Genomic DNA, 26,072 nt, shown 5'->3' with positions numbered 1-26,072 from the left:
AGACTCATGAGTTCTGTTCTGCGCTCGGCTGTTTCGGGGCAAGATCCGTTAATACCGGGGAACTACCGGCCCATCTCCTCTCACCTGGCCATCGCGCCGCCGGTGAGTGTGGTGATCCCCGCCATGAACGAGGCGGAGAATCTCCCCTACGTCTTCAAGACGCTGCCCGACTGGATACACGAAGTGGTTCTCGTCGACGGCAATTCCACGGACAACACCGTGGCGGTCGCACGTGAGCTCTGGCCGGAGGTGAAGGTCGTCGGGCAGCAGGGCAGGGGCAAGGGCGACGCGCTGATCACCGGGTTCGAGGCCTGCACCGGCGACATCATCGTGATGGTCGACGCGGACGGCTCGGCGGATGGCCAGGAGATCGTCAGTTACGTCTCCGCACTGGTGTCCGGCGCCGACTTCGCGAAGGGCTCGCGGTTCGCGAACGGCGGCGGTACCTCCGACATGACGCCGATCCGCAAGCTGGGCAACCGGGTGCTGTGCGCGATCGTCAACGCCAAGTTCGGCGCCCGCTACACCGACCTGTGCTACGGGTACAACGCGTTCTGGCGGCACTGCCTCGACGACATCGACCTCGACTGCACGGGCTTCGAGGTCGAGACCCTCATGAACATCCGAGTGGTCAAGGCCGGCCTCAAGGTGCAGGAGATCCCCAGCCACGAGTACCTCCGCATCCACGGCGCGAGCAATCTGCGCGCGGTGCGCGACGGGCTCAGGGTGCTCAAGGTGATCCTCGAGGAGCGCTCCAACCGGCGTGCGCTGCGCCGCCGTCCGCACGCCGTCGCGCTCGACTCGGGGCAGGGGGAACTGTCTTGATCAGCCCGGACATCTCCGTGGTGATCTGCGTCTACACCGAGGACCGCTGGGCGGACATCCTCGCGGCGGTCGCCTCGGTACAGGCGCAGTCACGGCTGGCGCGCGAGACGCTGCTGGTCGTGGACCACAACGAGACCCTTCGGGAACGGCTGGCCGGCCAGTACAAGGAGACCGAGGAAATCCGCGTGCTCGCCAACGCGGGCCCCCGCGGTCTGTCCGCGGGCCGCAACACCGGTATCGCCGCCTCGTACGGGGAGGTCATCGCGTTCCTCGACGACGACGCCGTGGCCGAGCGGGACTGGCTGAAGCACTTCGCGTCGGGGTACGAGGACCCCCGGGTGATGGCCGTCGGCGGCCGCACGATGCCGATCTGGGCGTCCGGCCGCCGCCCGGCCTGGTTCCCGGAGGAGTTCGACTGGGTGGTGGGCTGCACCTACAAGGGGCTGCCGCCCGGCCGGGTCCGGGTGCGCAACGTCCTGGGCGGCAACGCCTCCTTCCGGCGCAGCGCCTTCGACGCGGCGGGCGGCTTCGCCACGGGCATCGGGCGCGACGGCGACAAGCGCCCGCTGGGCGGCGAGGAGACGGAGCTGTGCATCCGCCTCACCCGGGCCAGGCCGGACGCGGTCCTGCTGATCGACGACCGCGCGGTCATCCATCACCGGGTGCCCGAACCGCGCGAGCACTTCGCGTACTTCCGCACCCGTACGTACGCCGAGGGCCTCTCCAAGGCGCTCGTGGCCCAGAGCGTCGGCTCCGGCAAGGGACTCGAGTCGGAGCGCCACTACACCACCCGGGTGCTGCCCGCCGGGGTGGCCCGCGGGCTGCGCGACGCCCTGCTGGCCCGCCCCGGTGGAGCGGGCCGGGCGGGCGCGATCGTCGCCGGGTTGCTCACGACGGCGGGCGGGTACGTGCTCGGGAGCGTCCGGGCGCGTCCGGGCGGCGCCTCGTTCCCGGTCGTGGAGATCCCGGACGGTGAGGAGGACGCCGCATGAGCGAACAGGCCGTGCCCATCCTCATGTACCACGCGGTGGCGGCGGAACCGAGCGAGGCGACGCGCACCCTGTCGGTCTCGCCCGAGTCCTTCGCCGCGCAGATGGCCCTGCTGGCCGACCTGGGCTGCACGCCCGTCACCACCGCCGCTCTGGCGCACAGCTGGCGGGAGGGCGCCGCACTGCCCGAGCGGCCCGTCCTGATCACCTTCGACGACGGCTACGAGGGCGTGCACCGGCATGCCCTGCCCGCGCTCGCCCGGCACGGCTTCGCGTCCACCCTGTTCGTCTCGACGGGATGGATCAGAGGAGATCACGACACCGGCGGCGGCCTGGACACCATGCTCGACTGGGACCAGATCCGCGAACTCGCCGGTTCGGGCGTCGAGATCGGCGGGCACAGCCACACGCATCCGCAGCTCGACCAGCTCGACGACGACGCGCTCTGGTTCGAGTTGCTGCACTGCACGCAGATCATCACCGACGAACTGGGCCCCCGCCCGGTCTCGTTCGCCTATCCCTACGGCTACTCCAGCCGCCGGGTGCGCAACACCGTGCGCCAGGCGGGCTACCACCAGTCGCTCGCCGTCGGCAACGCTCTCGCGCGCCGCCGCCAGGGCCCCCACGCGCTGCAGCGGGTCACCGTGCGCCGCAGCACCGGGATCGAGGAGTTCGAGCGGCTCGTCAAGGGCCGCGCGATCACTCGCGACTTCGCCAGGGACCGCGTCCTGACCAAGGGGTACGCCATGGTCCGAAGAGCACGACAGGTTCGCCGGAAGGCCATCCGTTCCCGTGTCTGACACGACCACAGCCCAGGCCGAATCCTCCACGACCGAGGCACCCGCGCGCTCCGGCCGCCGCCTGCGCCTGCCCGGCCGGGGCGGGGGCGGCGGCAACCAGCTGTTCCGCAACGCCTATGCGCTGATGCTCAACACCGGCATCTCCGCGGTGCTCGGCCTCGGCTACTGGCTGGTCGCGGCCCGCTACTACTCCGACGCCGCGGTCGGCCAGGGCTCGGCGGCGATCGCCGCGATGAAGCTCCTCGCCGGACTCACCGCGGTGACGCTGACGGGTGCGCTGGCCCGCTTCATCCCGGTCTCCGGCCGCACCACCGGACGCCTCATCGCCCGTACGTACGCGTCCAGTTCGCTGGTCGTGGCGCTGGCAGCGGGCGTCTTCCTGCTGACGCTGGACAGGTGGGGGCCGTCGTACCGTTTCCTGCACGGGACCGTCAACGGACTCGGCTTCATCGCCGCGATCGTCGCCTGGAACCTGCTCACGCTCCAGGACGGGGTGCTGACCGGGCTGCGCAGCGCGCTGTGGGTCCCGGTCGGCAACACCGTGTTCTCGGGGGTGAAGCTGGCCCTGCTCATCGGGCTCGCCGTGGCCATCCCGACGACCGGCGTCTTCGTCTCCTGGGTCGCGGCCATCGCCACGTCCGTACTGCCGCTCGGCTGGCTGGTGTTCCGACGCCTGGTACCCCGGCACATCAAGGCGACCGAGGACCACGCGAGCCCGCCGTCGCTGCGGGAGATCGGCCGGTTCCTGGCCGGCGACTACACCGGCTCGCTGTTCTCGCTCGCCGTGGTCTACCTCGTTCCGGTGATCGTGGCCGCGCAGGTCGGCTCCGCGGACAACGCCTACTTCTACATCACCACCACCATCGGCGGCACGGTCAACCTGCTGGCCATCAACATGGGTGCCTCACTGACCGTCGAGGGCGCGCACGACCCGGCACAGCTCGCCGCCAACACCCGGGCGGCGCTCAAGCGCATGGCCCGGATCATGCTCCCGGTGTGCGGACTGCTGTTCCTCGGCGCGCCCTTCATCCTGCACGTCTTCGGCGAGGGCTACGCGCACGCGGCGACCCCGCTGCTGCGCTGGTTCGCGGTCGGCGCGCTGCTGCGGGTCGTCATGGAGACATACTTCGCGGTGCTGCGCGCCCAGAGCCGCACCTCCGGACTCGCCTATCTCCAGGGCCTGTTGTGCGTCCTGGTGCTCGGGCTGACGCTGCTGCTGCTCCCCCGCATGGGGCTGACCGGCGCGGGCGTCGCGGAGATCTCCAGCCTCGCGATGATCGTGGCGATCGCCGCACCGAAGCTGTTCAGGATCGTACGCACGGCGCCGCCTCGGGCCTTGCCCGAGGACACGGCACCGGATGGGGACCTCGCCGACCTGGGGGCGCACGAGGCCCCCGCGCCGAAGAACGGCCCGTCCTGGGCAAAGAAGATCGACTCCGACACGGTGGCGCTCGGCATCCACGTCGACTTCGACCACCAGGAACGCCGGCCGGACGTACGCCCCGGTCCGGGCACGCCGCCCATCGGGACACCCGCGCTGCCCGGCGAGGACGACGAGCCGCCCTGGGCACTGCTGCCACCGGACCATCCGGTGGGCCTGCCGGTGGAGGACCTGGACCCCGCCCCCGAGGAGGCGCGGGGCGTGACACCACCCGGCTCCGCCGCGCGGGCGCGGGCGGCCACAGGCGGTCCGCAGCCGGCACATCCCCCGCGATCCTCCGGCGGCCCCCTCGGCGCGATACTCCTCGGCTGCCTGCTCGTCACGGCCCTGCTGCTCTACTGGGTGCCCGCGTCGGCTCTGAACGACGGCTCCCTGGACCGGATGGGCGGCCTCGGCCTGGTCTCGGTGCTGCCGCTGCCGACCCTGGTCGGGGCCGCGCTGCTGATCGTGGTCTTCGCCGCGCTGCTGTGGCGCGGCCGTGAGCACCGCGGCCTGCTGATGGTCACCCTGCTCGCCACGGTCGTCTCGCTGCACGCGCTGCCCGCGGTGATCGAGACCGAACCGCGGTTCGCGACGGCCTGGCAGCATCTCGGGTTCCTCGACTACATCGACCGCACCGGGTCGGCCGTACCGTACCTGGACGCACGGTGGAGCTGGCCGGGCTTCTTCGCGGCGGCCGCGTTCGTCGCGAAGGCCTGCGGGGTGAACGACCTCACCGAGGTCATCCGCTGGTGGCCGCTGACCATGCAACTGCTCTACCTGGCACCTATGTTCCTGCTGCTGCGCTCGCTGCGGGCGGGCTGGCGGGCCAAGTGGACCGGCCTGTGGATCTTCGTGCTCAGCGGCTGGGTCGGCCAGGACTACTTCTCCCCACAGGGCTTCACCTATCTGTTCTACCTGGTCTTCGTGGCGATCCTGCTGGTGTGGTTCCGGGCACCGCACGTGATCTGGACGAAGGCGCGCCCCGGCGAGGCCGAGGTGGAGCCGGCCGGCCGCGGGCAGCGGGCCGTACTGCTCGTGGTGCTGATCGCCCTGTACGCGGCGAGCGTCCCGGCCCACCAGCTGACCCCGTTCGTGATGCTGGGCGTGCTCGCGGCACTCGTCCTGATCGGCCGCTCCGAACTGCGCGGACTGCCCATCCTGTTCGCGGTGCTGGTCGCGTTCTGGGTCGGTTTCATGGCCGAGCCGTACTGGTCCGGGCACTTCGACGAACTCTTCGGCGGGGTCGGCGGGGTCGGCAGCAATGTGTCGACCTCCGTCTCCGGGCGCATCCAGGGCGGCAACTCCACCCACAAGATGGTGCTCTACACCCGCGTGCTGCTCGCCGGCGCCGTAATGGCCTTCGCGTGCTGGGGCTGGTGGCGGCGGCGCGACCACAAGTACCGTGAACGGTCACTGCTCGTGCTCACCTTCGTCCCGTTCCTGGGCTTCGGTATGCAGTCGTACGGCGGTGAGATGGCCCTGCGCGTCTTCATGTTCGCGCTGCCGGGCGCCGCCCTGCTCGGCGGGCTCGCCCTCTTCCCGCGGACCGGTGCGACGACGAAGGAGCGGGACAAGGACCGGGTGAGCCTCGCCCCGCTGGCGGCCCTCATGGCGGGGCTGCTGCTGATGGGCGGCTTCCTGGTGGTCCGCTGGGGCAACGAGCCGTTCGAGCGGATCCGTCCGGGCGAGGTCGCGGCCATGGACTATGTGTACGCGCACGACGACCCGACCGTACGACTGCTGTGGCTGAGCAACGACCCGGCCACCAACGTGACACCGGCGATGCCGTGGGGCGCGAAGGACATGGAGAAGGTGCAGTACGTGCCGACCCTGGCGCCCCCCGATCCGGTCCTGGTGTCGGGCCTGGTCAAGTCGCTCAAGGACGCGGGCCCGAACTCGTACCTCATGGTCAATCGCAGTCAGGTGACCTATCTCCAGATGGACGTCGGCTACTCGGCGACCTGGAAGTCACGGCTCCTCGAGAACCTGGACGGCCGTCGGGAGCTGAAGAAGATCCTCGCCAACGACGACGTGACCATGTACACGCTGCGCGTGCCGCCCGAGGGCAAGGTCCCGAAGCCGAGCCCCGGTCCGATCGGACCGCGGGTGACATGGACGCCGTGGTCGGTCGTCGGCGGGCTCGCGGCCGTGGTGCTGGTGCTGCTGCTCGCGACCCGCGAGTTCGTACGGGTCGCGGTACGACCGGGCGTGCGACAACTGAGGCTGCTGCAGAGCAGCTTCTGGTTCTCGCTGCCGCTGCTGGCGGTGCTGCTCGCCTCACTGGTGCAGCGGTTCCTGACGATGGGCAAGGGCTGACCTTCGAACGCCCGAGGTGAAGTGGCCCGACGCGGAGGCGGGAGACGGCTCAGCGCCTCAGCCACTTCACCTCGTACGCCTTCATGTCGAACCGCTTGCCGTCGATCTGCGCGCTGATCGCCCGGTTGAGGGTGTTCACCACGAGGACGACCTTGTCGGTGGCGAGGACACGGACGTTGGGAACGTCGTCCTCGGCGACGGACACGGTCCGGTACCCGGCGCCGGGCGGGAACTCCTTGCCGAAGCGGGAGACCAGGTGGTACATGGGCAGTGCCCGGCCGCCGTCGGCGGTGTCGGTCTGGGTCCACAGACAGCCGGGGCAGTCGGTGCCCTTCTCCTCCTCGGGGTTCCAGTAGAAGCCGGAGGAGGCGCCGCCCTTGGCCATGGCGATCATCCCGGTGGCCTGCACGGCCACGCGGTGGTCCTCGCTCCAGCCCTTGCGGTCGTCGTTGCCGTCGGCGGGCTCGACGTAGTACTCGGCCCACCACAGCGGCAGGCCGCGGGCCTGCTGCCGCACCCACGCGCCGACGGCGGTGAGCTTGTCGGTGGCCGCGAACTCGTCGGGCAGCAGATCGTCGTCCTTGGTGTAGCTGGAGCCGTCCACGACGACGAAGTCGGCGCCGGCCTTGTGCTGGTTCCAGTAGTCGAAGGCGTCCAGGACCCGCTGGTCCATGGCACCCCACGCGCCCCGCAGGGTCGCGGAGGCGTTCTGCTCCTGCCGCGGGTCGACACTGTCCATGACGAGGTACGGCCCACCGACCATGATCTTGTCGTCGACCTGTTTGAGCGCCTTGTAGACGAGGTTGTACAGCTGCGTGTACCCCTCGTAGTCCCAGCGGCCCTCGGAGTTGTTCCAGAAGCCCTTGAACTCGTTCCAGACGACGAAGTGGCGCACGTCCGGATAGCGCTTGGCCACGGTAGCGGCGAGGGCGGCGAAGTCCTTGTAGTGGGCGGGCGTCGGGGCGGTCTCCAGCGAGGCCTGGCTCCAGTCGGTGCTGTCGGTGCCCGGCTTGCCGCCCTTCATCCAGTCGGGGGCGCAGCACAGGGTCACCACGGGGGTGCCACCGGATCTGCGGACGAAGTCGATCCGGCGGTCCATCTCCTCGAAGTCGTAACGACCCTTGACCGGTTCGGGGTTGCCCGCGCCCCAGCCCATGATGTGCTGGTTCTGCGGCAGCGCCGCCCGGGAGAGCAGCCCCTCGACTCGTGCGGCGGCACCAGAGCTGCCCTGGTCGGCGCTGTACTGGGTGTGCGTGAAGCCCCAGCCGACGTCCGGTTTCGGCTCCGCGTGCGGGGTGGCCGGCGTGCCGTGCACCTTGTCGCCGTCGCGCGTGGTGCCCTCGGTGCCGAAGCCGCCGCCCCGCAGTGTGCTGATCATGGCCACCGCCAGGGCAAGAGCGGCCACGGTCACGCCGAGCAGTGCGGTGACACGCCACCGCCGTGCCCCCGAATACCACCCATGACGTCCCATCAAGGGCAACAGTAACGGCGGGGATCGGCCTGCGACAGGTTCCGTCGTACGACGGCCCGGCCGCCTGCCCCGGGGCAGTCCCCGCTCCCCCGACTGGCGGGCGCGACGTGGCCACGCCTTGCGCAGTGCCGGGGACAGGCCGCGGAAATCCGGTGCACCGGACGCCTCCGTGACGGATCATGGCGGCATGTCCGCGAACCCACACGGCGCTCTGCCGATCCGGCTCACCGTCGACGACAGCGACTCGCCGTCCGACGTCGTCGACGCGCTGTTCCTCGGCCGCTTCGCGACGGGTGAGCAGCCGTACTCGCACGCGGCGAACATCGACCGCGTACGGTCCGGGGCCACGCTCCTGCCGCCGGGCGCCCGGCTGCTGCGGGCCGCCCGCGACGACGACCGCAGTGCGACGCTCGCGGAGGGGGACGGCTGGACCCTGCTGGTCTCGCGCTGGAACCGCGGCGCGGACGTCACGGTCACCGCGACCAGCGCCGAACTGGCCGAACGGGTACTGAAGCAGGCCACGGACGGCGCGGCGGACGAGCCGGAGCCGCAGCCGGAGAACGTGACGATGGGGTTCTGGTACGTGTCGCCGAGGCGCGGCGCGCACCGTACGACGCGGCAGATCTCGGCGGGCACATGGGAGGAGGTCCGACCGAACTACACGGCGCCGGTGGCGGACGCCATGGACCGGCTGATGAAGACGACGCCGGAGGACATCGCGGGCCGTCTGCTGCTGCTGCACGGCCCGCCGGGCACGGGCAAGACGTCGGCACTGCGCACGCTCGCCCGCTCGTGGCGGGACTGGTGCCAGGTGGACTGCGTCCTGGACCCCGAACGCCTGTTCTCCGATGTCGGCTACCTCATGGACATCGCGATCGGCGAGGAGGACGCGACGGGCAAGGGCCGCTGGCGGCTGCTCCTGCTGGAGGACTGCGACGAGCTGATCCGCGGCGAGGCCAAGCACACGGCCGGCCAGGCGCTGTCCCGTCTGCTGAACCTGACGGACGGACTGCTGGGACAGGGCAGGAACGTTCTGGTGGGCGTCACGACGAACGAGGACCTGGAGCGCCTCCACCCGGCCGTCGTCCGCCCCGGCCGCTGCCTGGCCCGGATCGAGGTCGGTCCGCTGACCCGCCCGGAGGCGGTGAGCTGGCTGGGCCGGGAGGAAGGCGTGGGCCGTGACGGGGCGACACTGGCGGAGCTGTACGCGCTGCGGCGGGGGACGACGCCGGCGTCGGTGCCGGACCAGCGGGCGAAGGCGGACTCGGGGCTCTATCTGTAAGGAGGGCTCTACCCGCCCCGCGCGCTGTGAGGAGATCATGCGAGAGGTCTGCACCGACTTCGAAGCCGAACTCAGCGAGTTCAACGGCGAGGACGACCACGTCCACCTGCTCGTGCATTACCCGCCGAAGGTCCAGCTCTCCAAGCTGGTCAACTCACTGAAGGGCGTCTCCGCCCGCCTCCTGCGCAAGGAGTTCGACGCGCACGTGCGCCGGTATCTGTGGGGCGGACACTTCTGGTCCGGCTCTTACTACGCCAGATCCGTCGGCGGAGCACCCCTCACCGACGTCCGCCAGTACATCGAGCAGCAGAAGCGCCCCGTCTGACCGGGCTGTGCCCCTTCGGAGGCGGTGCTGCGACGCTCCGCGCCGCCCCTACGGGATGGCCTTCACCTCCGCCCTGAAGGGCGGAGCACTGGCCAAGACCATCGGTAGAAGAGCGCGGCCGGTGCTTTGATGGACGTATGACCCTGTTGGTCGGCACATCGGGGTGGCAATACCGGGACTGGCGGGACGTCCTGTACCCGGCCGACGTACCCGTGCGGCTGTGGCTGGAGGAGTACGCGACCCGGTTCGCCACGGTCGAGATCAACAACGCGTTCTACCGGCTGCCGTCCCGGGAGACCTTCGAGAGCTGGCGGGAAAGGGTGCCGCGGGACTTCGTGGTCGCGGTGAAGGCGAGCCGGTATCTGACGCACATCAAACGCCTGCGGGACCCCGAGGAGCCGGTGCACCGCCTGATGAGTCACGCGGCGGGTCTCGGCGACCGCCTGGGCCCCGTCCTGCTGCAGCTCCCGCCGACCCTGCGCGGGGACGGGGACCTCCTCGACGACTGCCTCGCCCGCTTCCCCGCCGGCACCCGGGTCGCGGTCGAACCGCGCCATGACTCGTGGTGGACGCCTCGGGTGCGCGGGGTGCTGGAGGCCCGGGGCGCGGCGCTGTGCTGGGCCGATGTGCTGTCCCGCCCGGTCACCCCGCTGTGGCGGACCGCCGACTGGGGCTATGTCCGCTTCCACGCGGGCCGCGCCCGGCCGTGGCCGCACTACGGCCGCCGGTCCCTGGCGACCTGGGTCCAGCGCATCGCCGAGGCCTGGCCCGAGGGCCGGGACGTCTACGCCTACTTCAACAACGACCTGCACGCGGCGGCGGTCCTGGACGCGACGGCGTTCGCGCACGCGGCCGCGGCAGCGGGCCTGCCGGTGACCCGCACGCCATCCCACCTGCCGACGCCCGCGGGCACGGCGCGATAGCCCTCTTCAGCCCTCTTCAGGACGCGACCCCGCGGTGCCGGACCAGGCGCACTCAGTCCCCGTACGCCGCCCGCACGGCATCCCGTACCGCGGCCAGCGCCGCGGCTTCGCCCAGTCCGAGCCGCCTGACCCTCTCGGCATAGGCCTGCGCGGCGGCTGCCGCCTCCCGTTCCGCGGCCGAACCGGCAGCGGCCACGAACGTTCCGTTGCGCCCCCGCGTCTCGATCACCCCGTCCGCCTCCAGCGCCTTGTACGCCTTGGCGACCGTGTTGGCCGCGAGGCCGAGGGACTCGGCCAGCCCGCGCACGGTCGGCAGCCGGTACCCCACCGGCAGCACCCCCGACCGGGCCTGCTCGGAGATCTGCACCCGTACCTGCTCGTACGGCGGTGCGCTCCCATCGATGTGGATCTTCAAGGTCACGGGGTGATTGTCCCGCACCCACCGGGAAATGGCCCGCGCCCACCGAAAATGAGAGGCACTTCCACGCCCGAGCCACGTAGCGTGCGCCGTCATGACAGTGACCGTACGCGATCTCCGCCCTGACGTCCGGGCCGACACCGAGGGCTGGACGCTGGCCCGACGGCTCGCCCTGCCCTTCTTCCTCTTCACCCCCGAGTCCATCGCTTACGACGCGGCCCACAGGCACCCCGACGCCCACTTCCGGCCGCTCGTCGCCGAGGAGAACGGCGAGATCATCGGCACTGCCCAGGTGGGTCTTGTCCACGACAGCCCGGAGCCCGGCCAGGGCTACCTCAACGTGTACACCCACCCCGAGCACATGCGTCGCGGCGCCGGATCGCTTCTCGCGCGGGCCGCGGAGGAGCATCTGACCGCCCTGGGCGCGACCAGGCTCTTCGCCTGGGTCCTGGACGAGCCCGGCAACCGCGCCTTCGCCGAGCGGCACGGCTACCGAGCGAGCCGCAACGCCCACTTCCTCCGCCTGGACCTGGCGCACGGCACCCTGCCATCGCTCCAGGACCCGCCGCTGGGCGTCGAGTTGCGCACGGGCGCGGACTTCGCCGACGACCCGCGGCCCCTGTTCCTTCTGGACGCGGAGGCATCGGCGGACGAACCGAGCGACGTCGACTACGAGTTCACCGACTACGAGGCCTGGCTGGTGGAGAACTGGCGGCATCCCCTCTTCAGCCCCGAACTCACCACGGTGGCGGTGGTCGACGGCCGCCCCGCCGCCTTCAGCGCGGCCCGCACCGACGGCGGCACCCGCTACGGCACCGCGATGACCGGCACCGCCCGCGCCTTCCGCGGCCGCGGCCTTGCCAAACTCGCCAAGAACGACTCCCTGCACCGGGCCCGCGCCGCCGGGTTCACCGAGGCGTTCACGGGCAACGACGCCGGCAACGAACCGATGATCGCCATCAACAAGTGGTTCGGCTACGAGATCTGCGCGACCGAGGTCCGGTATGTCCGTGAACTCACCTGACCCGTCGGCCCAGCTGGACATCGTCCTGGTCAAGGCCGGCCGTACGAAGATCCGTTACCCCGCCGAACTGCTCCACGACGACGGCACCCGGGTCACCGTACGCGCCCTGTGGGCGGGCAGTGGCGTCCGCGACTTCGGCTTCGTACGGTTCGAGCCCGGCGACGTCTTCACCGAGTACTACTGGCGCGACCGGTGGTACGCGGTGAAGGAGGTCCGCGACGGGCAGGGCGTCCTGAAGGGCTGGTACTGCGACATCACCCGCCCGGCCACGCTGCGCGGCGGCGAACTGGTCGTCGAGGACCTCGACCTGGACCTGTGGCGCTCCGCCGATGGCGGGACCGTACTCCGCCTCGACGAGGACGAGTTCGCGGCGAGCGGCCTGGCGACGACGGACCCGCAGGCGGCGGCGGCCGCCATGCAGGCCCTCGACACCCTCGAACTCCTGGCCCGCCGGGGTGACTTCGAGGCGCTGCTCGCCTGAGCCGGGCGGTCAGACCACCGCCACCACGGCATACCGCTCGTCGGCCACCTCCTTCCCCCACAGCCGGGCGTCGCCCGACAGCCGCTCCACGCGGACGTCCCGGGCGAGGGGCGCAAGGAGGTCGGTCAGGCGCTCGGCGGGTATGCCGACCGGGCTCACCGTCCCCCACACGCCCTCGACCAGCACCAGGCGTCCCCCGGGGCGCAACAGTCCCTGCCAGTGCCGCAGGACGCGGCCGGGGTCGGGCAGGGTCCACAGCACATGGCGGACGAGGACGACGTCGAAGAGCTGCTCTCCGACCGGCGGGGCCGCGGCGTCCCCGACATGGAACACGGCGTCATGGCCCGCCGACTTGGCGCGGGCCAGGGCGACCATGGGCGGCGACAGATCCACCCCCGTCACCCGGTACCCCCGCTCGGCGGCGAGCAGTGACAGGCTGCCCGTACCGCAGCCCAGGTCCAGGAGGTCACCGGGGCGCGATGGCAGCCACGCCTCCAGCCGGGCGGCCCACGCCTCGCGCACCACCGGGTCGTGCAGCCCGTGGTCGGGCTCCTCGTCGAACGTGGCCGCCTCGGCATCCCAGTTCACGTCCGCGCTCGGGGCCGCCGAGGTTTCGGCCCTCTTCTTCTTGGCGATGTACCTGGTCATGCCACCAGAGTGACAGTCACCACTGACAATCGCGTCACAACAGCCGCCACAGACAGCCCGCCGACGGTGAGGAAACCTCACCGAAAGGCCCACCTCCGCACCCCCGCACAACCAGTAGGCACAAGGAGGCAGGAATGCGCCGAGTGACCGTGCACAAGCCCCTGAAGAGGACCGACTCCCGCCGGGTGCGGGAGGAAGCCGAGGAGCGCCCCGTCGAGCGCCCCGAGGTGCGAAAGGACATCGCACGCATCTGGTGGCCGGACGGCTGAGCCCGCCCGGCACCGCGGGAGCCCTCACTCCAGTCGCTTGCGGTAGTGGATGCGGTCGTACGGTCCGTCGACGCGGCGCTCCAGGACCTCGTACCCGTACTTGGGGTAGATCTTCTGGTTCTCCCACATCATCGCGTTGGTGTAAAGCCTGACTTCGGGCAGCCCGAGCGCACGCGCGCGTGCGTCGACGAAGGCGAGCAGCCGCCGCCCCACACCCCGCCCCCAGGCGTCGGGGTGCACGGCGATGCTGTCGAGGAAGAGATGGTCCTCGTACGCCTCCACCACCACGAGGCCGGCCACCGGATCCTCCGCCACGAACACCCGTCCCGCGGCCACGTCCGCCGTGTGGTCCTGCTCCATGGGCTGCGGCACCACGCCGATGCGTTCGATGTAGTGGCGGTACGCCGCATCGGTCACGGCCTTCACCGCCGGTACGTCGGCGGCGACGGCCGGCCTGATCTCCACGTCTGTTATGGCGTCTGTCATGAAACGCACGGTACTTGCGGTCAGCTGAACACCGACGCGCAGGTGGTCGCGGTGGCATGAGCCGGGTCGAGGGCGTTCGCCACCTCATGGAAGGCGATCCGGTCGGACAGTCCGATCGCCACGTGCTCGGAGAGGTCGACCGGGCACAGGTTCTGCAACAGGACGTTACGGACGTCCGATCCGCTGAGGAACTGCGACTGGTACGGCGTGACCACCTCGTCGTACCGGGTGGCGATGACTGTGTAGTGGACGCCGGGCACGGTGTCGCCGCCCGCGTTGAGCTTGGCCAGGAAGGCCGATCCGGCCACCTGGTCGGCGAGCCCGGGTGTGGCCATGGACAGCAGGTCCTCGGCGCCGGGGAAGTACGGCAGCAGGTGGGTGAGCCCGTTCAGGGTGGTGCCGTGGCTGTCGGGCGCGATGCCGACCAGCGCGTTCACCTTGGCGGCACCGCCGAGGAACTTCAGGTAGTAACGGGGCATCATGCCACCTTGCGAATGACCGACGATGTCGGCCCTGGCGGCGCCGGTCGCGGTGAGCACCTTGTCGACGAAGGTCCGGAGCTGCTCGGCGGAGGTGGCGATGGGGCCGAGCCCGTGGAAGAGGGGGACGCCCGGCAGTTGACCGTAGTCGAGTGAGAAGACGCAGTACCCGCGGTTCTCCAAGTAGGGCGCGAGTACCAGCCAGTTGTCGACGGAGTTGGCGAACGTGCCGTGGACGAGGACGACGGGGCGGGGGTGTGTGGCGGACGGCTTGCAGGAGTAGTCGTTCCAGCCTCCTGCGGACTCTCGGCTCGGTGCGGCGGCCTTGGCGGTGGCGGCGGGGGCGACCGCGATCGCGGCGGTCAGCAGCAGCGCGGCCAGCGGTCCGAGGATGCGCTTCCACGGCAGCATCGTGTGATCTCCTTACGGCTCACGGGAGGGTGCGACGGCCTTACGCCCTGTGATCCGGATCACGAGGATGCTGTTCACTCGTCAAGTTACGAACGAGTAGCCCACGTGTGAAGTTACGTGTCGGCAAAAACTTCCAGCGACTGCCAGCAGTGGCCGCAACTTCTGGTAACGACCTGAAGCCATGCGACAGGTCGTCACCAGGAAGGCCGAACCGGCCCATGGGGTGCGATACGCAGCAACTGCCCCTGCAGCGTACGGACCTCACGCTCCCCGAGCAGTTCCGTCCAGGGCCGCACAGCCTCCACCGCGGCCTCCTCGGCGGCCCGTGCACAGGCCCATCCGCGCTCGGTGAGCATGATGAGCCGGGCCCGCGCGTCCTCGGGATGCGGCCGGCGTTCGACGTACCCCTTGCGCACCATCTCGTCGACGAGCTGGCTCGCGGCCTGCTTGGTCACCCCGAGATGGGCGGCCAGCTCCGTGACGGTCGCACCGTCCGGGGCGAGCCGGGCGAAGGCGAAGCCGTGCGCGGGTCGCACCCCCTCGAAGCCGCGCGCGACGACACCGTCGTGGATGCGCCGAGTGAGCTCGCCGGCGACGGCGAGCAGGGCGGCGGACAGGGCCATGGCCTCAGAGTTCTGCACAGAGAAATTGATACACCGTTGACCAGATGGTCAAGAAGGTTGACCATATCCCTGCCACTAGTCAAGCAGCTTGACCACCATGCCATGGAGGCACACCCATGCCCATCGTCCGCTCCCCCGAAGCCGTCACCCATGAAATGCACGGCGCCCGCTTCATCTCGTACGCCACCCCCCTGACCGGCAGCAAGGAGCTGTGCGCCTGGCGCGGCGAAATCCCCGCGGGGACCCGCGCCCCCCTGCACACCGTGACCCGGGAGGAGATCTTCCACCTGCTCGACGGGGAGCTGCTGATCACGCTCGACGGTCACACCGAGCGGATCACCGCCGGCGACACGGTGATCATCAACCCCGGCGCGACCCTGGGTGTCGAGAATCCGACGGGCGAGGTCGCCGTCTCCTGGGTCACCACCTCCATCGGCCTGGAGGCGGAGCTCGCCGACGGCACACGCATCACTCCCCCCTGGGCACACTGATTTCCGCACAGCCGCCCCGGGAACGATCACCCCAACTTCGCCGCCCCGTCACGAAGGTGACGGGGCAGCACCTTTTCGATCCGGCTCCTTGATCGCCCTGAAACCGATCTCACGTTCGAATCATGTCGCCGACCAGGGGCGATGGAGTTAGAGTAATCGAACGGAAGTGCGAGAGACACTTCGGGCAAAAAGTCGAAAACGGGGTGGAGTGGTGGAGGTGCGGCATGGCGGGCTTTGCGCATGTGCATGTCGCGTCCGGTTACTCCGCGCGGTACGGCGGCGCCCATCCCGAGCACCTCGTCCGGCGAGCGGCCGAACGCGGCATGACGGCACTCGCGCTCACCGACCGGGACACGGTCACCGGTGCCGTACGGTTCGCCGAGGCCTGCGCCGGGAACGGGATCCGGCCGGTCTTCGGTGTCGACCTGGCGATGGAGGCCCTCGCACCCCCTCCCCCGGCACAACGCCGCCGCACCCCGGCGCGCGGCGGCGCGCATGTGATCGAGCCGCCGCTGCGGTTCGTACTGCTCGCACAGAACCGGGCGGGATGGGCCCGGCTGTGCCGTATCACCTCGGCCGCCCACGCCGGTGCCGTGGGCGGCAAGGCGCCGGTGACGCCATGGCAGGCCCTGCGTGAGCACGGCGGCCCCGGCCTGATCGTGCTGCTCGGACCGCTCTCGGAGCCGGTGAGGGCGCTGGCGGCGGGCCGGGAGGACATCGCGGTGAAGCTGCTGGCGCCATGGCGGGAGATCTTCGGGGACGGGGTCCGGCTGGAAGCCGTCACGCATAAACGTTTCGGCATCGGTCCCGGGTCGCTTCGCCTGGCCGCCCGCACCCTGGCGCTGGCCGACCGCACCGGCACCACCGCCGTGCTCTCCAACGCTGTCCGCTATGCCGACCCCGACCAGCACCGCCTCGCCGACGTCCTGGACGCCGCGCGGCTGCTGCGGCCCATCGACCGGCGCCTCCTGGACAGCGGGCAGCGGTGGCTCAAGGACGAAGGAAGGATGGCGGAGATCGCGCGGCTGATCGCGGAATGCGCCGGAGCGGACGCCCGGCGGGCGCGTCGTCTGCTGGCGGACACCGCCGCCACGGCGGCCGCGTGCACGGTCGATCCCGCGGCGGACCTCGGTCTGGGCACCCCGCACCTGCCGGAGCCGGATGTGCTCGGCGCCGAGCCCGGGGCGGGCGGCGCGGCGCGGCTGCTGCGGCAGCGGTGCGAGGAGGGCATGGCCCGGCGCGGCCTGGACCACGACCGGGCCGCACTCGACCGGCTGGACGAGGAACTCGCCGTGATCTCCCATCTGGACTACGACCCCTACTTCCTCGCCGTCGGCCAGGTCGTGGCCGACATCCGGGCGAAGGGCATCCGGGTCGCGGCCCGCGGCTCGGGCGCCGGGTCGATGGTCTGCCACACGCTGGGCATCGCCACCGCCAACCCGCTCGACCACCACCTGCTGTTCGAACGCTTCCTGAGCGTGCGCCGGGCGTCGCTGCCCGACATCGACATCGACGTGGAGTCCGCCCGGCGGCTGGAGTGCTACGACGCGATCTTCGACCGGTTCGGCAGGGAACGGGTGGCGGTCACCGCGATGCCCGAGACCTACCGGGCCCGCCGGGCCCTGCGGGACACCGGTCTCGCCCTCGGAATCGCACCGGCACAGATCGACCGGATCGCCAAGAGCTTCCCGCATCTGCGGGCCTCGGACATCACCGGTGCGCTCGCCGAGCTGCCCGAGCTGCGGCAGTTGGCGGCCGAGGCGGACCGGTACGGGCCGCTGTGGGAGCTCGCCGAAGGGCTCGACTCCCTGGTCCACGGCATGGCCATGCACCCCTGCGGTGTGGTCATCAGCGACGCGACGCTCCTGGACCGGCTGCCGGTGCAGCCGACTCCTCAGGGCGACTACCCGATGGCGATGGCGGCGAAGGAGGAGATCGAGGCGCTGGGCAACATCAAGCTGGACGTTTTGGGCGTGCGGATGCAGTCCGCGATGGCCCACGCCGTCGCGGAGATCGAACGGACGACCGGCAACCGCATCGACCTGGACGACCCGCGGCAGGTGCCGCTCGACGACGTCTTCGCGTTCAAGCTCATCCAGGAGAGCCAGACCCTGGGCCTGTTCCAGCTGGAGTCCCCCGGTCAGCAGGACCTTCTCTCCCGGCTGCAGCCCCGCGATCCGCAGGACGTCATCGCCGACATCAGCCTGTTCCGTCCCGGACCGGTCGCCGGCGGCATGCCCGAGCAATACATCGCCGCACGTCACGGCGGCGCGCCACACTATGCCCACCCGGACCTGGAGCCGGTGCTCGCCGACACCTACGGCGTGACCATCTGGCACGAGCAGATCATCGAGACGCTGTCGGTGATGACGGGCTGCGACCGCGCCCTGGCCGAGGTCGCCCGGCGGGCGCTCGGCGACAAGGGGCGGCTGCCCGGGATCAAGGACTGGTTCCACCGCCAGGCGCGCGCCCGCGGTTACAGCCCGGCGGTCCTGGACGAGGTCTGGAAGACCGTCGAGGCCTTCGGCGCCTACGGCTTCTGCCGGGCGCATGCGGTCGCCTTCGCCGTACCCGCCCTGCAGAGCGCCTGGCTCAAGGCGCACTACCCGGCGTTCTTGCTGGCAGGCCTCCTCGAACACGACCCCGGTATGTGGCCGAGGCGCGTCCTCGTCGCCGACGCCCGCCGCCGCGGCGTGCCAGTCCTGCCTGTCGACATCAACCGCTCCCGGGTGAAGCACACCGTGGAGAAGACCGGCCAAGGACAGTGGGGCGTGCGGCTCGCGCTGTCCGCGGTGCACGGCATCAGCGAAGGCGAGGGCGCACGGATCGAGGACGGCCGGCCGTACGGATCGCTGTCGGACTTCTGGCAGCGGGCCCACCCCAGCAGGCCCGTCGCCGAACGCCTCGCGGAGATCGGCGCGCTGGACTGCCTCCACGACGGACATCTGACACGACGCGATCTGCTGCTGCAGATCTCCGAGTTGCACCGGCAGTCCCGCACCCGGTCCGCGGGCACGGGTCAACTGCGCCTCGACACGGGCGCCGTCGGAGGAGTGGAGCCGAGTGGTCTGCCGGAGATGACCGGGCGCGAGGTCCTGGGCGCGGAGCTGAAGACCCTCGGTATCGACGTCTCCAAGCATCTGATGGAGCACCACCACCGGCTGCTGCGGGAGATCGGCGCGATCGACGCGGCGCATCTGGCCGGTATGCGCCCGGGCCGGCAGGTCCTCGTCGCCGGTGTGCGGGCCTCGACCCAGACCCCGCCGATCGCCAGCGGCAAGCGGATCATCTTCGTCACCCTGGAGGACGGTTCCGGCCTGGTCGACCTGGCCTTCTTCGAGGACTCCCACCCGGCCTGCGCGCACACCGTCTTCCACAGCGGACTGCTGCTGGTGCGCGGCACGGTCCAGGTACGCGGCACCCGTCGCACCGTCGTCGGCACCATGGCCTGGGACCTGGACAGGATCGCCTCCGCCCGCCGTGACCACGGCCCCGAGGCCGCGCTCGCCCTGCTCGGCGCCGACCGCCCGTACCCGACCCCCGCCCAGCCGCAGCGCACCCTGGCCAACGGCACCACAGGCGCCCGGCTGCATCCGTACGCCGATCTGCTGCCGGCCGGCAGTCGTTCGGCCGACCTGAAGAAGCTCGGCTACACCAGCCCCGGGAGCGCGGGATGACCAGGCGTCAGCGGCATATCGCCCATCTCCATCTGCACGCCGCTCTGACGGAGAGTCAGTACGACGACATAATCGAACTGATGTCTGGAATCACGCCTCACGTCCAGGCCGTCCCACCGAGCGCCGTTCAGCTCGACCTGACCTCGGCGCTCAGGTACTTCAACCGGTCCCCCTATGACGTGGTCCAGATGGCGATGCTCCGACTGAAGGCCCTCTACGGCATCGAAACCAGCGCCGGACTCGCGGGCAACCGCATGCTGGCCGCCATGGCGGCCGACGCGTCCGCGCCGGGACACACCACCTGGGTCCCCGCCGACCGGGCCGCCGACTGGCTGCGCCCCCGCCCGGTCATCGCCCTGCCGGGGATCGGTCGCGTCACCGCGACCACCCTCGACCGGTACGGTCTGCACACCATCGGCCAGATCGCCGACCTGCCGCCGGCGACCCTGCAACGCCTCCTCGGCGTCGGCCAGGCACGGCTACTGTCCGAACGCGCCCGCGGTCACGACCCCCGCCCGGTCACTCCCCTGGAACCGGCGGCACATCTGACCGCCGATCTCGTGCTCGACCGGGACTGCCTCGATCCCGCACAGCATCACCGAGCCGTCCTCGGCCTCGCCGAACAGATCGGCAGGCGCCTGCGCATCGAAAGCCAGGTCACCGGGCGCATCACCCTCACAGTGCGGTACGCCGACCGCAGTTCCACCACACGCACGCGCAAGCTGGCGGAACCCACCGACCACTCACCCGCCCTCGCCACGGCCGCCCTGGGTCTGCTGGCCGGCCTCGGACTGCAACGGGCGAGGGTGCGCGCCTTCGCGATCCGCGCCGACGACCTGCTCTCGGCCAAGGCCGCTCCCCACCAGCTCTCCCTGGACCCCGGCGATGACCGCGCCCGCGCCGCCGAAGCCGCCGCGGACAGGGCCCGCCGCCGCTTCGGCTCGGGAGCCGTACACCCCGCCACACTGGCCGGCGGCCGTCGGGGACAGGCATTGGCCATGCGGTGACCACTGGTGCCCTGACAGGCAACGTTGCACCAGCCACATCCATACCCGGCGTGCGGCGCCCACTGTTCCGCGGCCGACAGGGCGTACACAAGTCGACTTCAGTACGCCTGTCCACCAACAAGCGTACGTTTCCGACGCGATGACCCTGCCCGGTCGCCCCCGCCCGGCCCCTGTTGCAAACACTGACCGTTGGTCATCCATGCGCGGCCTGCGAGGTCTAGTCCTGTCCGGATTCCGTTCCCTCGGGGTCCGGACTCAAGGAAGGCACGGACAGCGGAAGTTGCTCCTGAACCGATTGCTCGGCCGCCTGGGGTGCCGCCGGAGCCTGTGGCGGAGACACCGTCGGAGCCTGCCGCCGGGGCACTTCCGCCACCGGCTGCTGCGCCCGCTCCAGGAACCGCAGCAGCTCCACCGGGAAGGGCAGGACGAGCGTGGAGTTCTTCTCGGCGGCGACCGCCACCACGGTCTGCAGCAGCCGCAGTTGCAGCGCGGCCGGGCTCTCGGACATCTGCTGCGCCGCCTCCGCCAGCTTTTTGGAAGCCTGGAGTTCCGCGTCCGCGTTGATGACCCGGGCCCGCCGCTCCCGGTCGGCCTCGGCCTGCCGGGCCATGGAACGCTTCATGGTCTCCGGCAGTGACACATCCTTGATCTCGACGCGGTCGATGGTGACGCCCCACTCCACGGCCGGGCTGTCGATCATCAACTCCAGCCCCTGGTTGAGCTTTTCCCGACTGGACAGCAGATCGTCCAGCTCGCTCTTGCCGATGATGGACCGCAGGGAGGTCTGCGCCATCTGCGAGACGGCGAACCGGTAATCCTCGACCTTGACGATCGCGTCGGCCGGCGAGGTCACCTTGAAGTACACGACGGCGTCCACGCGCACCGTGACGTTGTCCCGGGTGATGCCCTCCTGCGCGGGCACCGGCATCGTCACGATCTGCATGTTGACCTTGCGGAGCCGGTCGATGAAGGGCACGACCATCGTGAACCCGGGCCCGCGCACCTCGGGCCTGAGCCGCCCGAGGCGGAACACCACTCCCCGCTCATACTGTTTGACGACCCTGGCCGCCGCCGTCGCGTAGACCGCCCCGGCGGACGCGAGGGCCACTCCCGCCGCCACCAGTTCCTCGACCATGTCGGCCCCCCGGGGTCCGAAGTAGGCGCGTTCAGGGGAGTTCACGCGCGGTCGCCGCGCGCACTTTTGACGGTAACTCCGGGATGCGGGCAAAAACGAGCCCCCGTACGCCACATGCGTACGGGGACTCGTCCACCGCCGGCTGCGGTCGGGGGCCAGTGGTTCAGCCGACGCTCACGCCGTAGCGGCTGAGGGCCGCGGTGACCGGCTGGAAGAAGGTGGTGCCACCGGAGGTGCAGTTGCCGCTGCCGCCGGAGGTCAGACCGTACGCCACGGATCCGCCGTAGAGGGGACCGCCGCTGTCGCCGCCCTCGGCGCAGACCGTGGTCTGGATGAGACCGCGGACGATGTCTCCGCCGCCGTAGTTGACGGTGGCGTTCAGGGCGGTGACCCGGCCGCTGTGCGTACCCGTGGTGGAGCCGCGCCGGTAGACGGTCGTGCCGACGCTCGGGGTGGCGGCACTCGTGATGGTCTGGCTGCCGACCGTGCTCGGGTGCGCGATCGACGAGTTGGTGTAGCGCACCAGGGCGTAGTCACTGCCCGGGAAGGTGTAACCGACGTTCGTGCCCAGCACCGTGCTGTGACCGGAGTCGGAGTACCAGGTGGAGGCGACCTGCCCGCAGTGGCCGGCGGTCAGGAAGTAGTAGGTGCTCCCGCTGTGCACGTTGAAGCCGAGTGAGCAGCGGTACTGGCCGCCGTAGATGGCGTCGCCACCGGAGATCAGCTTGTTGAACTTGCCCGGCGTGTGCTTGATGGTGAGGGCGCCGGCGCTGCCGCCCGCCGCCTTCTTGATCTTTGCGATGTCGGCCTGGGAGACCGTGCTGTCGGCGGTGACGACGACGCGGTTCGTCGCGGAGTCGACGGCCCAGGAGGTGCCCGCGACATCGGACTTGAGCACCGAGTCGCTCACGCTGCTGAGCTGGTTCGTGCTGAAGGTCTGCGCGTCGCTCGCGTTCGCGGTGGGGACGGCGAACGCGGCTGCGGCCATGAATCCGGTGGCCACGGCGAACAGACGGGTCCATCTTGCGGAACTGCGTGTGGGGGTTGTGCGCTTGATCCTCACTTTTCGTTCCCTCCAAGGGAATTCGGGGGCCCGCGTGGGGTTGGGGCCCGTGAGGCGCAGCCAGGGTCCGCCTGTCCGGATCCGGATTCCGAACATGCCGTGCCCCTGACAAGCGCTGTGGGGAGTATTCGGGCGCACGACCGATCGGCGCAAGGGCACCTTTCGGCCGTGGTCTCCCAACCCGTCGGCGACCAGGGCAGCTTGGGAAAGCTACCCGCGCGGGGCGCACCAGTCGTGGCTCAGCAGCCGCAGTCACACCCGCAGTCACACCCGTCACAGCAGTTCCCGCAGCAGTCGCATGCGTCGCAACAGTCACCGCAGTCGCAGTCGCAGTTGTGGCGCCAGCCCTCGCGCCGCTGCCGCGACCAGGGCCCCTCGAACTCGTCGGCGCAGCACGCCTTGCACGTGCAGCACAGTCCGGCGGCGACCACGCACCCGGCCCAGAAGCCCCGATTACCGGGGCGTGGCGGCTCGCCGCCGAACGGGTCACCGCCGGGCGGTCCGTCCGGGTCGTGGGGGTGCCGGGGCGGCGCATAGGGGCCCTGCGGACTGTACGGTCCGCCCTGCTGCGGCGGCCCGAAGGCGCCCTGGGCGGCATGCCCGCAGGACTCGGTGCCGAAGGCCCGGTCCACCGAGCGCCGCAGCTCGTGCACGAGCAGGGCGTGCGCGAGCCGCCGGTCGGTGCTGTGCTCTTCCGGGGAGACTTCGGACCCCCAGGCCACCTCGCGCAGCGCCAGCCGTATCCCGTGGAGCGCGTCATCGGCCAGGCGGCGGGCTTCCTCCAACGGCGTCCCGGTGTGGGTGAGCGGGTTCCAGGCGCCTGACGCGGCGTCGGCCTCCTGGTCCTCCACGGCGTCCAGCAGATGCGCGAGCCGCCCGAAGAGCCGGCCGGCCTCGGCGAGCGGCGCGGCGTTGCCGGGGCGCCCGGCCAGCACTGCCGTGTGCGCGAAGGCGGCCGCGGTGGCGGTCTCGGTCGGCTCGGTCACGGCCAGGATCGGGGTGCCTGGCCCGGCGAGCGCCTCGATGCCGACCTGACGGTCCACGGCGTCCACGAGCACGGCGGTGTCGAAGCCGACGGTGGAGCCGGTACGGGCCCCGGCCCTGCCCCAGCTCGCGGCGACCCGGCGCGCGGCGAGCGCCACCGGCCTGCGCGCCAACAGCCCGTCCCCGTCGGCCGCGTGGTCGCGCACCTTGGCGGAGGCGAGCACCAGCGAGACGGAGGCCGCGAGCCGCGCCCCCTCGCCCCGCGCGACGAGGGCAGTACGCATGCCGCGCAGCGGGCAGGGACCCGCGGTGCGCCGCCATCCGGTGGACCGCTCCGCCTGAGCCTCCGTCAGGACGGAGATGAGCAGCCCGTCATAGTTCGTCACCACCCGGGCGAACTGCCCGTGCTCCTCACGCAGCGCGAGGCACAGCCCGCACAGATGCGCCATCCACTGAGTCCTGAGACCCTGACCCAGCCGATGGCGGCAGGGCCGCACCATCCCGAACACGACACGCCCCCGTGGCTCGTACGACGTTGAGTCGCGGCATCGTAACTGCCACTTCGTTCACCCGTACGCACGACTCGTCACCCATACGCCGCCGCAAATAATATTTCACTCTCAGTCAGCAGCCGTGTACGTCAAGATCCTTGGGAGAAGCGGGCTCTCGACGCGCGCGTTGTGCACCAGTACCGTCACGAAACCCCCGCGCGGCGTCTATCCCCTTGGCGCCATATCCGCATCATGGACGACCATGGGATTGCGTAAGGCTGAAAAGACCGCTGTGAGAGGAGGCGTCCATGGGATCGGTGCGCAAGGCGAGTGCCTGGCTTGGCCTCGTCGACGACAACGATGACGAGCGTTACTACGAAGACGACTACGCCGAGGGTCAGGAGCAGGGCGAGGCCTGGGTCACCGACCCGCGCGTGAAGGTCGCGTCCGACACGGCTCAGGACAGGGGCCGCCGGATCGGCACGGTCACCCCGGACAGCTTCCGGGACGCCCGGATCGTCGGCGAGCTCTTCCGCGACGGCGTCCCGGTCATCATGAACCTCACGAGCATGGAGGCGTCCGACGCCAAGCGCGTGGTGGACTTCGCGGCCGGCCTGATCTTCGGCCTGCGCGGGTCGATCGACCGCGTCTCCACCCGGGTCTTCCTGCTGACGCCCGCGAACACGGAGATCGTCAGCGGCGACGCCGCGACCCGGCAGGACAACGGCTTCTTCAACCAGAGCTGAGGCAGGGCCGCTCACCGGCCCTGCCCGCTTCGGGGTCCGGTCACCGGAAGGCATCCAGTCCGGTGAGCGCCTTGCCCAGCACCAGCTGGTGCATCTCGACGGTGCCCTCGTAGGTGAGCACCGACTCCAGGTTGGTGGCGTGCCGCATCACGGGGTACTCCAGCGAGATCCCGTTGGCACCGAGGACGGTGCGCGCGGTGCGGCAGATCTCGATGGCCTCGCGGACGTTGTTGAGCTTGCCGAAGCTGACCTGTTCCGGGCGCAGCCGTCCCGCGTCCATACGCCGCCCCAGATGGTGGGCGAGCAGGATCCCCTTGTGCAGTTCGACCGCCATGTCGGCGAGCTTGGCCTGGGTCAGCTGGAACCCGCCGATGGGCTTGCCGAACTGTTCCCTGGTCTTCGCGTACTCGACGGCCGCCTCGAAGCACGACCGAGCAGCCCCCATGGCGCCCCACACGATCCCGTACCGGGCGTGGGAGAGACAGTTGAGCGGCCCCTTGAGTCCTACGACGCCGGGCAGTACCGCGTCGGAGGGCACCCGCACATCGTCGAGAACGAGCTCACTGGTGACGGACGCCCGCAGGGACCACTTGTGCCTGATCTCGGGGGCGGAGAACCCGGGACGGTCGGTGGGGACAGCGAATCCGCGGATCCCTTCGTCGGTGCGCGCCCACACCACGGCGACGCCGGCCACGGACCCGTTGGTGATCCACATCTTGCGGCCGTTCAGCACCCAGTCGGACCCGTCGCGCTTGGCGTACGTGCGCAGGGAGCCGGGGTCGGAGCCGTGGTCGGGCTCGGTGAGTCCGAAGCATCCGATGACGTCACCGGCGGCCATACGGGGCAGCCACTGCTGCTTCTGCTCCTCGCTCCCGAACCGGTGGATCGCGTACATGGCCAGTGACCCCTGCACGGAGACGAGGGAGCGGATCCCGGAGTCGGCGGCCTCCAGCTCCAGACAGGCGAGCCCGTACTGCACAGCACTGGCCCCCGCGCACCCGTACCCGCTCAGCGACATCCCGAGGGCGCCGATCCGGCCCAGCTCCCGGGCGAGCTCGCGGATCTCCGGCAGTTCGCCCCGCTCGTACCACTCGGCGACGTTCGGCAGCACGCGCTGTGCCGCCCAGGTCCGCACGGTGTCACGGATGGCGAGATCCTCGGCGTCCAGCAGGTCGTCGATCCCGAGCGGGTCGGCGGGGTCGAAGGGCGGCAACGTCGGGGACGCGGACATGGGCAGCCTCCGTGACACTGAAAACTAGTGCCGCGGCAGGCAACGTTCGCCCCG

At 70.7% G+C, this 26,072-nt stretch carries 23 protein-coding genes and 1 pseudogene; 14 read left to right on the top strand and 10 right to left on the bottom strand.

Features of this window, described 5'->3' with window-relative positions:
• The first annotated feature begins 6 nt into the window (after positions 1-6).
• The 4 genes from BIV24_RS26685 to BIV24_RS26670 are packed head-to-tail and all read left to right on the top strand — an operon-like array spanning position 7 to position 6,353.
• Positions 7-825 carry a glycosyltransferase family 2 protein gene (locus BIV24_RS26685; RefSeq protein WP_071369015.1) on the top strand — a complete coding sequence of 273 codons (819 nt, stop codon included), beginning with the start codon at positions 7-9 and terminating at the stop codon, positions 823-825.
• Entirely contained in the window at positions 822-1,817 is a 996-nt protein-coding gene (locus tag BIV24_RS26680; protein ID WP_071369014.1) for a glycosyltransferase family 2 protein, read from the top strand. Before BIV24_RS26685 ends, BIV24_RS26680 begins: the two co-directional genes overlap by 4 nt.
• On the top strand, positions 1,814-2,614 hold the full coding sequence (locus tag BIV24_RS26675; protein WP_071369013.1) for a polysaccharide deacetylase family protein: 801 nt from the start codon (positions 1,814-1,816) through the stop codon (positions 2,612-2,614). The genes BIV24_RS26680 and BIV24_RS26675 overlap by 4 nt, the downstream gene beginning before the upstream one ends.
• Positions 2,607-6,353, top strand: a complete 3,747-nt coding sequence (locus BIV24_RS26670; RefSeq protein WP_071369012.1) for a lipopolysaccharide biosynthesis protein — start codon at positions 2,607-2,609, stop codon at positions 6,351-6,353. Before BIV24_RS26675 ends, BIV24_RS26670 begins: the two co-directional genes overlap by 8 nt.
• Positions 6,354-6,402: 49 nt before the next feature.
• Here BIV24_RS26670 and BIV24_RS26665 read toward each other — a convergent pair whose 3' ends face one another.
• Entirely contained in the window at positions 6,403-7,824 is a 1,422-nt protein-coding gene (locus BIV24_RS26665; RefSeq protein ID WP_071369011.1) for a GH39 family glycosyl hydrolase, read from the bottom strand.
• A gap of 187 nt (positions 7,825-8,011) precedes the next feature.
• On the opposite strand from BIV24_RS26665, the gene BIV24_RS26660 reads away from it, so the two are divergent.
• The 3 genes and pseudogenes from BIV24_RS26660 to BIV24_RS26650 all read left to right on the top strand — a co-directional run bounded on the left by BIV24_RS26660 (position 8,012) and on the right by BIV24_RS26650 (position 10,354).
• Positions 8,012-9,106: a DUF5925 domain-containing protein gene (locus tag BIV24_RS26660; RefSeq protein ID WP_071369010.1), complete on the top strand. Its 1,095-nt coding sequence runs from the start codon at positions 8,012-8,014 to the stop codon at positions 9,104-9,106.
• A 22-nt stretch (positions 9,107-9,128) separates the two neighbouring features.
• Positions 9,129-9,431: pseudogene (gene tnpA / locus BIV24_RS26655) on the top strand (IS200/IS605 family transposase); the annotation flags it as partial.
• 137 nt (positions 9,432-9,568) lie between these two features.
• Positions 9,569-10,354 (top strand): DUF72 domain-containing protein, encoded by a 786-nt coding sequence (locus tag BIV24_RS26650; RefSeq protein WP_071369009.1) that lies wholly within the window; start codon positions 9,569-9,571, stop codon positions 10,352-10,354.
• A 52-nt stretch (positions 10,355-10,406) separates the two neighbouring features.
• Here the strand turns inward: BIV24_RS26650 and BIV24_RS26645 are convergent, their stop codons facing one another.
• Entirely contained in the window at positions 10,407-10,775 is a 369-nt protein-coding gene (locus BIV24_RS26645) for a GntR family transcriptional regulator (RefSeq protein ID WP_071369008.1), read from the bottom strand.
• A 91-nt stretch (positions 10,776-10,866) separates the two neighbouring features.
• Between BIV24_RS26645 and BIV24_RS26640 the strand changes: the two genes are divergently transcribed.
• Together BIV24_RS26640 and BIV24_RS26635 are read left to right on the top strand one after the other, a co-directional pair.
• Entirely contained in the window at positions 10,867-11,796 is a 930-nt protein-coding gene (locus BIV24_RS26640; RefSeq protein WP_071369007.1) for a GNAT family N-acetyltransferase, read from the top strand.
• Positions 11,777-12,277, top strand: coding sequence for a ribonuclease FAU-1 family protein (locus BIV24_RS26635; RefSeq protein WP_071369006.1), 501 nt, complete (start codon positions 11,777-11,779; stop codon positions 12,275-12,277). The genes BIV24_RS26640 and BIV24_RS26635 overlap by 20 nt, the downstream gene beginning before the upstream one ends.
• Before the next feature lie 9 nt (positions 12,278-12,286).
• Here BIV24_RS26635 and BIV24_RS26630 read toward each other — a convergent pair whose 3' ends face one another.
• The gene (locus BIV24_RS26630) at positions 12,287-12,925 is read right to left on the bottom strand and encodes a class I SAM-dependent methyltransferase (RefSeq protein ID WP_071369005.1); all 639 of its coding nucleotides are present in this window, start codon (positions 12,923-12,925) and stop codon (positions 12,287-12,289) included.
• A gap of 134 nt (positions 12,926-13,059) precedes the next feature.
• On the opposite strand from BIV24_RS26630, the gene BIV24_RS36145 reads away from it, so the two are divergent.
• A complete protein-coding gene (locus tag BIV24_RS36145) occupies positions 13,060-13,194 on the top strand; it encodes a hypothetical protein (protein ID WP_281247772.1) in 135 nt (44 codons plus the stop codon).
• A gap of 24 nt (positions 13,195-13,218) precedes the next feature.
• Here BIV24_RS36145 and BIV24_RS26625 read toward each other — a convergent pair whose 3' ends face one another.
• The 3 genes from BIV24_RS26625 to BIV24_RS26615 form a co-directional block, all read right to left on the bottom strand.
• Positions 13,219-13,680, bottom strand: a complete 462-nt coding sequence (locus BIV24_RS26625) for a GNAT family N-acetyltransferase (protein ID WP_071369024.1) — start codon at positions 13,678-13,680, stop codon at positions 13,219-13,221.
• A 20-nt stretch (positions 13,681-13,700) separates the two neighbouring features.
• The gene (locus tag BIV24_RS26620; RefSeq protein WP_071369004.1) at positions 13,701-14,570 is read right to left on the bottom strand and encodes an alpha/beta fold hydrolase; all 870 of its coding nucleotides are present in this window, start codon (positions 14,568-14,570) and stop codon (positions 13,701-13,703) included.
• A gap of 194 nt (positions 14,571-14,764) precedes the next feature.
• The gene (locus tag BIV24_RS26615) at positions 14,765-15,211 is read right to left on the bottom strand and encodes a MarR family winged helix-turn-helix transcriptional regulator (protein WP_071369003.1); all 447 of its coding nucleotides are present in this window, start codon (positions 15,209-15,211) and stop codon (positions 14,765-14,767) included.
• Positions 15,212-15,309: 98 nt separating this feature from the next.
• Between BIV24_RS26615 and BIV24_RS26610 the strand changes: the two genes are divergently transcribed.
• The 3 genes from BIV24_RS26610 to BIV24_RS26600 all read left to right on the top strand — a co-directional run bounded on the left by BIV24_RS26610 (position 15,310) and on the right by BIV24_RS26600 (position 20,368).
• Positions 15,310-15,684, top strand: a complete 375-nt coding sequence (locus BIV24_RS26610; protein ID WP_071369002.1) for a cupin domain-containing protein — start codon at positions 15,310-15,312, stop codon at positions 15,682-15,684.
• Positions 15,685-15,908: 224 nt separating this feature from the next.
• Complete coding sequence (locus tag BIV24_RS26605) at positions 15,909-19,361, top strand: DNA polymerase III subunit alpha (RefSeq protein WP_071369001.1); 3,453 nt, start codon at positions 15,909-15,911, stop codon at positions 19,359-19,361.
• Positions 19,358-20,368 carry a DNA polymerase Y family protein gene (locus BIV24_RS26600; RefSeq protein ID WP_071369000.1) on the top strand — a complete coding sequence of 337 codons (1,011 nt, stop codon included), beginning with the start codon at positions 19,358-19,360 and terminating at the stop codon, positions 20,366-20,368. The genes BIV24_RS26605 and BIV24_RS26600 overlap by 4 nt, the downstream gene beginning before the upstream one ends.
• Positions 20,369-20,585: 217 nt before the next feature.
• On the opposite strand, the gene BIV24_RS26595 is transcribed toward BIV24_RS26600, so the two are convergent.
• The 3 genes from BIV24_RS26595 to BIV24_RS26585 all read right to left on the bottom strand — a co-directional run bounded on the left by BIV24_RS26595 (position 20,586) and on the right by BIV24_RS26585 (position 24,059).
• Complete coding sequence (locus tag BIV24_RS26595; protein WP_071369023.1) at positions 20,586-21,503, bottom strand: slipin family protein; 918 nt, start codon at positions 21,501-21,503, stop codon at positions 20,586-20,588.
• A gap of 163 nt (positions 21,504-21,666) precedes the next feature.
• Positions 21,667-22,566 carry a S1 family peptidase gene (locus BIV24_RS26590; RefSeq protein WP_071368999.1) on the bottom strand — a complete coding sequence of 300 codons (900 nt, stop codon included), beginning with the start codon at positions 22,564-22,566 and terminating at the stop codon, positions 21,667-21,669.
• 239 nt (positions 22,567-22,805) lie between these two features.
• On the bottom strand, positions 22,806-24,059 hold the full coding sequence (locus BIV24_RS26585; protein WP_177198829.1) for a DUF5685 family protein: 1,254 nt from the start codon (positions 24,057-24,059) through the stop codon (positions 22,806-22,808).
• Between the two features lie 290 nt (positions 24,060-24,349).
• On the opposite strand from BIV24_RS26585, the gene BIV24_RS26580 reads away from it, so the two are divergent.
• Positions 24,350-24,787: a cell division protein SepF gene (locus BIV24_RS26580; RefSeq protein WP_071368997.1), complete on the top strand. Its 438-nt coding sequence runs from the start codon at positions 24,350-24,352 to the stop codon at positions 24,785-24,787.
• 40 nt (positions 24,788-24,827) lie between these two features.
• Here the strand turns inward: BIV24_RS26580 and BIV24_RS26575 are convergent, their stop codons facing one another.
• Entirely contained in the window at positions 24,828-26,018 is a 1,191-nt protein-coding gene (locus tag BIV24_RS26575; protein ID WP_071368996.1) for an acyl-CoA dehydrogenase family protein, read from the bottom strand.
• Between the last annotated feature and the right edge of the window lie 54 nt (positions 26,019-26,072).

The organism is Streptomyces colonosanans, from assembly GCF_001866645.1.
GTDB lineage: Bacteria > Actinomycetota > Actinomycetes > Streptomycetales > Streptomycetaceae > Streptomyces > Streptomyces colonosanans.
Note: the sequence above shows the minus strand (reverse complement) of the source record. Positions and strands in the feature narration are given on the sequence as shown.

What these genes read in the sequence shown, in the direction of transcription:
- BIV24_RS26685 (WP_071369015.1), top strand. Translation starts at nt 7, where the DNA reads ATGAGTTCTGTTCTGCGCTCGGCTGTTTCGGGGCAAGATCCGTTAATA.
- BIV24_RS26675 (WP_071369013.1), top strand. Translation starts at nt 1,814, where the DNA reads ATGAGCGAACAGGCCGTGCCCATCCTCATGTACCACGCGGTGGCGGCG.
- BIV24_RS26665 (WP_071369011.1), bottom strand. Translation starts at nt 7,824, where the DNA reads ATGGGACGTCATGGGTGGTATTCGGGGGCACGGCGGTGGCGTGTCACC.
- BIV24_RS26660 (WP_071369010.1), top strand. Translation starts at nt 8,012, where the DNA reads ATGTCCGCGAACCCACACGGCGCTCTGCCGATCCGGCTCACCGTCGAC.
- BIV24_RS26650 (WP_071369009.1), top strand. Translation starts at nt 9,569, where the DNA reads ATGACCCTGTTGGTCGGCACATCGGGGTGGCAATACCGGGACTGGCGG.
- BIV24_RS26640 (WP_071369007.1), top strand. Translation starts at nt 10,867, where the DNA reads ATGACAGTGACCGTACGCGATCTCCGCCCTGACGTCCGGGCCGACACC.
- BIV24_RS26635 (WP_071369006.1), top strand. Translation starts at nt 11,777, where the DNA reads ATGTCCGTGAACTCACCTGACCCGTCGGCCCAGCTGGACATCGTCCTG.
- BIV24_RS26630 (WP_071369005.1), bottom strand. Translation starts at nt 12,925, where the DNA reads ATGACCAGGTACATCGCCAAGAAGAAGAGGGCCGAAACCTCGGCGGCC.
- BIV24_RS36145 (WP_281247772.1), top strand. Translation starts at nt 13,060, where the DNA reads ATGCGCCGAGTGACCGTGCACAAGCCCCTGAAGAGGACCGACTCCCGC.
- BIV24_RS26625 (WP_071369024.1), bottom strand. Translation starts at nt 13,680, where the DNA reads ATGACAGACGCCATAACAGACGTGGAGATCAGGCCGGCCGTCGCCGCC.
- BIV24_RS26620 (WP_071369004.1), bottom strand. Translation starts at nt 14,570, where the DNA reads ATGCTGCCGTGGAAGCGCATCCTCGGACCGCTGGCCGCGCTGCTGCTG.
- BIV24_RS26610 (WP_071369002.1), top strand. Translation starts at nt 15,310, where the DNA reads ATGCCCATCGTCCGCTCCCCCGAAGCCGTCACCCATGAAATGCACGGC.
- BIV24_RS26605 (WP_071369001.1), top strand. Translation starts at nt 15,909, where the DNA reads ATGGCGGGCTTTGCGCATGTGCATGTCGCGTCCGGTTACTCCGCGCGG.
- BIV24_RS26600 (WP_071369000.1), top strand. Translation starts at nt 19,358, where the DNA reads ATGACCAGGCGTCAGCGGCATATCGCCCATCTCCATCTGCACGCCGCT.
- BIV24_RS26595 (WP_071369023.1), bottom strand. Translation starts at nt 21,503, where the DNA reads ATGGTCGAGGAACTGGTGGCGGCGGGAGTGGCCCTCGCGTCCGCCGGG.
- BIV24_RS26580 (WP_071368997.1), top strand. Translation starts at nt 24,350, where the DNA reads ATGGGATCGGTGCGCAAGGCGAGTGCCTGGCTTGGCCTCGTCGACGAC.
- BIV24_RS26575 (WP_071368996.1), bottom strand. Translation starts at nt 26,018, where the DNA reads ATGTCCGCGTCCCCGACGTTGCCGCCCTTCGACCCCGCCGACCCGCTC.